We start from the raw sequence: 6,177 nt of genomic DNA, 5'->3' as shown, positions 1-6,177 counted from the left end.
AAAAATTCCCTTAAAAACTGGTAGAATTATGATAGAATGGAAAAAAGGACTTGAGGAGATTTAGGATGCAAGATGAAAGTGTTTATGGATTAGTATATAAGGCCATTCGTGAGGAGAGAGGGTTTACTCAGAAGGAAGCTGCTGGTACAACGGTGACTCCTCATTTTTTACGTCAGTTTGAGCAAGGGAAATCTCGAATAACCATTCAAAAATTTGAAGAGATTCTGTCTAATATTGGAATTGATAAGGAGACCTTTGATAGTCTCAAAACGCAAATGTTCCCAACTGAATTTCATAAATTACAGGCTCAGGTTGCTGATTTGGCCTATAAGCGTGAATTTAAAAAGATCATTAGTTTGATTAATCAACCCATGGAAAATCCTGGGATCGCTGAACACTATGTGATTGCCAATCGTGTAGTCAATAAATTTGCTATCGCAAACATCATCGGCGATTCTTTTCTGACTCCAAAAGATTATCAAGAACTAGAATATATCAAGAACTATCTGAGTGAATTGGACGACTGGAACAAAATTGAGGTCAATATCTTTTCATCTATCCTGCCTCACTTTTCAATCGAATTTTTAGATTACAGGCTCTACCACCTATTAGATACTCTAAAAAAACAGACTGAATACCATTCAATCCGTACTGCTGACTACTATATTGCCTGCTTAAGAACTGCTATCAAGCATTACTCTGTTAATGGTTACTATGATAAGGCTGAGAATTTAGCAGTGAAGACTCTGGAAGTGATTAATACTTTCCCTCTACTGAGTACCAAGATGACAGAGATGATTAGCATTTCCATGGAACGTGCTAATAATTTTCTCAGACAAGACGATGTCAGAGGTCTAGAACTTGCTAAGCATATCTTTGCCAGTCTTGATAACTTTGAAAAGGTCTATCCAAATCAACTTCTGACTCGAATGAGAGAGGACTTCTTTGTTACTGTCACACAACTCAATCACACTGGACAACCTTTAGATGTCTAGGCTAAAAATCAAAAAAGCTTGAGGAACCACATATTTCCTCAGGCTTTTTTTATCCTTTAAAGGTCACAATAGTTGCGCCACTGCCTCCAGCATTTTGTGGGGCATAGCCGAAACTCTTGACATGTTTGTTTCTTTGCAAGTATTTGGTAACTCCTTCACGGATGACACCTGTTCCGATACCATGGATGATATCAACTTGAGCCATATTGTTAAGCAGGGCTTGGTCGATAAAAGCATCTAGCTCATTCATAGCCTCTTCATAGCGTTTGCCTCGAAGGTCCAGTCTGGCTTGTGGGCCACGACCAGAGGTTCGTTTCACGACATTGACCTGTTTCTTCTTGACTTGCTTTTCTTGCTGGGCTTGAACAAGGTCAAACTCTTTCTCTTCCAAGGTCATCTTAATCAAACCGACTTGGGCTTCCCAGCGGCCGTCCTTGAGTTGACTGGTCAAGGTACCACGCTGTCCATAACTGAGAACCACGATATCATCTCCCACCTTTGGAGCTCGTTTTTTCTTGGCCTTTTGAAGGACCTTGTTTTTAGACAAATCTACTTTTTCAGGAGCTAATTTTTTCAGCTTGGCCTTGGCTTCAATGATTTCATGGGGTTTGAGTTGAGATTTACTGTGGAGATTTTTGAGAATCTGGTCACTCTCACTGAGGGCCATGTCCACAATCTCAACAGCCTGTTCACGCGCCTTGTTAAGCTCAGTTTCCTTTTCACGATTGAGCTCATTGTAAAGTTTTTTGAGAGCACGGTTCATCTTGAGATTTTCTTGCTCCACCTCACGGATATTGTCCAAGCGTTTGCGGCTCTCTAGCGTCTGCTCTTCCAGCTGCTCAATAATACGATTGACATCATTGTCCTGATCAACCTGCTGACTGGCATCCCCTACGATAACTTCAGATAGACCTAAACGTTTAGCAATTTCGAAGGCATTGCTTCGGCCAGGAACTCCCTGCATAAAGCGATAAGTCGGGCGAAGAGTCGCAGTATCAAACTCCATGCTGGCATTTTGCACAAAGGCTGTCTCAATACCGTAGGCCTTGAGTTCCGGATAGTGGGTGGTCGCCATAGTCTTGACTTGACGCAGGCGAAGATCCTCCAGAATAGCCATGGCAAGGGCGGCTCCCTCTTGGGGATCCGTACCAGCTCCCAACTCATCCAAGAGTAAAAGTGAATGTTGGTTGACCTTGCCAAGAATATCCACAATATTGGTCATGTGGCTAGAGAAGGTAGACAAGCTCTGCTCAATAGACTGCTCATCGCCAATATCAGCAAAAATTTCTTCAAAAATACCAACACGACTTCCCTTATCTGCTAAAATCGGCAAACCAGACTGGGCCATCACCTGTGTCAAGCCCAGAGTCTTGAGCATGATGGTCTTACCACCTGTATTGGGACCTGTAATGACAATGGCTGTTAAATCTTGGCCAAAATGGACATCATTTGCGACGGCATTTTTGACCAGAGGATGGCAAACATGGAGCAGTTGAATCTCTTGATTTTCTGATAGCTGGGGAACGACTGCTTGGCTTTCTTGTATAAAGCGGACCTTGGCACGAATCACGTCCAGATGGCCGATAATCCAAGCATCATTGGCAATCTCAGCCGCATGAGGGCGAACACGCTCAGAAATTTCTTGGAGAATGCGAAGCATTTCATAGCGCTCATCTGCTCGCAGACTGGCAATTTCTTCGCTCAGTTTGACCACCTCACGGGGTTCGATATAGACGGTGTTTCCGCTGGCAGAAATATCATGAACAACACCTGCAATCTTATTGCGGTAGGTGTTTTTGACTGGTAAAACCTGACGACCATTTCTGCTGGCAACAATCCCTTCTGTCAACATCTGCGCCTTTTGTTTGAGCAAATCTTGCAAGACATCGCGTACCTGACTCTCGCTATCATGGATTTTTCGACGGATGCGCGCCAATTCTTCACTGGCAAAATTTTCAATGAAACCTGCATCATTAAAGGCTTGGAGATTTCCTTGTAATTGCGGAAAATTATGTAATTTCTCAAACCAAAGGGCTAATTCTTCCAAGCTGACATTTTCCAGATTGGCATAAAAACTTTGCAATTCTCTGCTGGCAAGAAGCACGCGCTTCAAGAGTAGGAACTCCTCGATATTGAGGTCCGCCCCCATCTCCAACCGCTTGCAGACTCCTGCAATTTCCTTAGTTGCGAGAATGGTAAAATGCGGTTGTTCGACAAAGAGAGCCTGCATTTCCTTCATCTCAGCAAAAGCCTGTTTGATTTTATCTGCTTTGGCAGTCGGAGCCAGCTGTCTCAATTGCTCCAATCCCTGCTCGGTCAACAAATGAGGTTCAAACAAGGCCTTAACCTTATTGAACTCTAATGTTTCTAATATTTTTTTGTTCATCTTTATTTCCTTGTCTTTGAATGTCTAGGTGTATCATACTCAATGAAAATCAAAGAACAAACTAGGAAGCTAGCCGCAGGTTGCTCAAAATACTGTTTTGAGGTTGCAGATGGAAGCTGACGTGGTTTGAAAAGATTTTCGAAGAGTATTAGCTTTTTACATTCTGATAGATTCTAGTCAATCTGTAAACAAAGGGCTAGGAAAATTCCTGCCCTTTTTATCCGATTAAATTTGTCACCCAGATTTGTTTGAGCCAACTGGTTGTTACTGGTATGCTCTGGATGATGTGTTTTGCGACGATACTCTTTTCAAGAGGATTTTGTATAGCTGCCATAGGAATGGTCGCCAAGATGGTCAAGGCCATTTGCAAGACAAATAAGGTCACCAACATGGACAAGATACCTGCTGAAATTTGGAACAACTTGCCTCCCAGTTTTTTACTAGGAAGTAAGTGTAACAAGAGACCAAGTAAACGACCGATGCTATAGACAATCCCAAATACCAACAAGTAGCCGATACCTGCATAAAAGACCTTATCCAACTGAAAGAGTTGATCCGATGGGAAAAAGAAAGTTCCCTGACCTTCCTGCGGATTTGCATAAGGGAGCAATAAATGGAATTGCTCTCCCAGCCCCTTGTAAAACTGGCCAGCCATAAAAGCCGATGCCATGGCTGAAATCAGGTAATAGACCTGCAAGAGCAGGCCTCTACGATAGCCGATATAAAATCCCCAAGCCAAGACCAATAGAAGAAGGAGTGAAATCATAAGGAATCCTCAATCTTGCTCTGCTCTTGCTTGCAAGTCACAAGCTTGTGACGGAGTTCTTCTAGCTCTTGCTCCTTATCGTCAAATTCAATCTCACGACTGAGTTGAGTTGACAAACAGTTGACTGCCAACAAAAGAGCGATTGTTTCATCATCTGCACTAGGCATTTGTTCTTTAATTGCTTGGTATTTTTCTGTCGCAACCTTAGCGATTTCCTCCATAAAGAGGTTATCATGTTCGCTTGTCAAGGTTAATGATTTTTTTCCGAATGTAAATTTGAATCGATTTAGATTTGCCATAAAATTCACCTCACGATATTATACCAAAATTCGCTAACTTTGTCAGTTTTTACAAATTTGCCTGCTTTTGTGGTACAATAGAAACTATGGCAAGTATAACACTCATACCAAGCGAAAAGGAGATTCAGGCTTTTCTTGAACACTATCAAACTAGTATGTCTCCTAGTAAGAATCCCTATATCCGCTACTTTTTGAAACTACCTCAGGCAACGGTTTCTATCTATACTTCTGGAAAGGTCTTGCTTCAGGGTGAAGGGGCTGAGAAATACGCCAGTTTCTTTGGCTATCAGCTTGCAGAGGAAATCAGCGGACAAAATCTTCCTTTGATTGGGACAGATGAAGTTGGAAATGGTTCCTACTTTGGTGGACTTGCAGTTGTGGCTTCCTTTGTCACACCTGACCAGCACGACTTCTTACGAAAACTCGGTGTGGGGGATTCCAAGACTCTGACCGACCAAAAAATCCGTCAGATCGCTCCCATTCTCAAGGAAAGAATCCAGCACCAGGCACTGCTTCTCTCACCAAGCAAGTATAACGAGGTCATCGGAGACCGCTACAACGCTGTTTCGGTTAAGGTAGCCCTCCATAATCAGGCCATCTATCTCCTCCTTCAAAAAGGTGTTCAGCCTGAGAAAATTGTAATTGATGCCTTTACCAGTGCTAAAAATTATGACAAGTACTTGGCACAAGAGGCCAATCGTTTCAGCAATCCTATCAGCTTAGAAGAAAAGGCTGAGGGTAAATACTTGGCTGTCGCAGTTTCTTCTATCATTGCGCGTAATCTATTTCTGGAAAATCTTGAAAATCTAGGACGAGAACTGGGCTATCAACTTCCAAGTGGAGCTGGAACAGCTTCTGATAAGGTGGCTAGCCAAATTTTGCAAGCCTATGGTATGCAGGGACTCAACTTCTGCGCCAAACTGCACTTTAAAAATACTGAAAAAGCGAAAAAACGCTTAGAAAGGTAAGTTATGAATTCATTTAAAAATTTCTTAAAAGAGTGGGGACTGTTCCTCCTAATTCTGTCAGTACTAGCTTTAAGCCGTATCTTTTTTTGGAGTAATGTCCGCGTAGAAGGTCATTCTATGGACCCTACCCTAGCGGATGGCGAAATCCTCTTTGTTGTCAAACACCTCCCTATTGACCGTTTTGATATCGTGGTGGCCCATGAGGAAGATGGCAATAAGGACATCGTCAAGCGCGTGATTGGAATGCCTGGCGACACCATCCGTTACGAAAACGATAAACTTTACATCAATGACAAAGAGACAGACGAACCTTACCTAGCTGACTATATCAAACGTTTCAAGGATGACAAACTCCAAAGCACCTACTCAGGCAAGGGATTTGAAGGAAATAAAGGCACTTTCTTTAGAAGTATTGCTGAAAAAGCCCAAGCCTTCACAGTTGATGTCAATTACAACACCAACTTTAGCTTTACTGTCCCAGAAGGAGAATACCTTCTCCTCGGAGATGACCGCTTGGTTTCTAGCGACAGCCGTCACGTAGGTACCTTTAAAGCAAAAGATATCACAGGGGAAGCTAAATTCCGCTTCTGGCCAATCACCCGTATCGGAACATTTTAAGAAATCGAAGAGGCCGAGAATCAAGAATCTCAGCCTCTTCTTCTATCGTGAGAATATGATTATTCACTATCCAGTTTGATTAAGATAGAAACAAAGTTATACTCAATGAAAATCAAAGAGCAAACTAGGAAGCTAGCCGCAGGTT

The 6,177-nt window shown here is 42.5% G+C and carries 6 protein-coding genes; 3 read left to right on the top strand and 3 right to left on the bottom strand.

What is annotated here, in order from left to right:
* Positions 1-65 precede the first annotated feature (65 nt).
* Positions 66-995 (top strand): helix-turn-helix domain-containing protein, encoded by a 930-nt coding sequence (locus tag D8787_RS08150; protein ID WP_125422681.1) that lies wholly within the window; start codon positions 66-68, stop codon positions 993-995.
* 49 nt (positions 996-1,044) lie between these two features.
* Here D8787_RS08150 and D8787_RS08145 read toward each other — a convergent pair whose 3' ends face one another.
* From D8787_RS08145 to zapA, 3 genes are all read right to left on the bottom strand, one after another.
* Positions 1,045-3,381: an endonuclease MutS2 gene (locus D8787_RS08145; RefSeq protein ID WP_125422678.1), complete on the bottom strand. Its 2,337-nt coding sequence runs from the start codon at positions 3,379-3,381 to the stop codon at positions 1,045-1,047.
* Positions 3,382-3,598: 217 nt separating this feature from the next.
* The gene (locus tag D8787_RS08140) at positions 3,599-4,147 is read right to left on the bottom strand and encodes a CvpA family protein (RefSeq protein ID WP_112444378.1); all 549 of its coding nucleotides are present in this window, start codon (positions 4,145-4,147) and stop codon (positions 3,599-3,601) included.
* Positions 4,144-4,446, bottom strand: coding sequence for a cell division protein ZapA (zapA, locus tag D8787_RS08135; protein ID WP_000002019.1), 303 nt, complete (start codon positions 4,444-4,446; stop codon positions 4,144-4,146). The genes D8787_RS08140 and zapA overlap by 4 nt, the downstream gene beginning before the upstream one ends.
* Before the next feature lie 86 nt (positions 4,447-4,532).
* Here zapA and rnhC point away from each other — a divergent pair, with 86 nt between their 5' ends.
* Entirely contained in the window at positions 4,533-5,414 is an 882-nt protein-coding gene (gene rnhC, locus D8787_RS08130; RefSeq protein WP_125422675.1) for a ribonuclease HIII, read from the top strand.
* Between the two features lie 3 nt (positions 5,415-5,417).
* On the top strand, positions 5,418-6,032 hold the full coding sequence (gene lepB, locus D8787_RS08125) for a signal peptidase I (RefSeq protein ID WP_125422672.1): 615 nt from the start codon (positions 5,418-5,420) through the stop codon (positions 6,030-6,032).
* Positions 6,033-6,177 lie beyond the last annotated feature (145 nt).

This window comes from Streptococcus mitis, from assembly GCF_003944325.1.
In the GTDB taxonomy this organism is placed as follows: domain Bacteria; phylum Bacillota; class Bacilli; order Lactobacillales; family Streptococcaceae; genus Streptococcus; species Streptococcus mitis_CW.
Note: the sequence above shows the minus strand (reverse complement) of the source record. Positions and strands in the feature narration are given on the sequence as shown.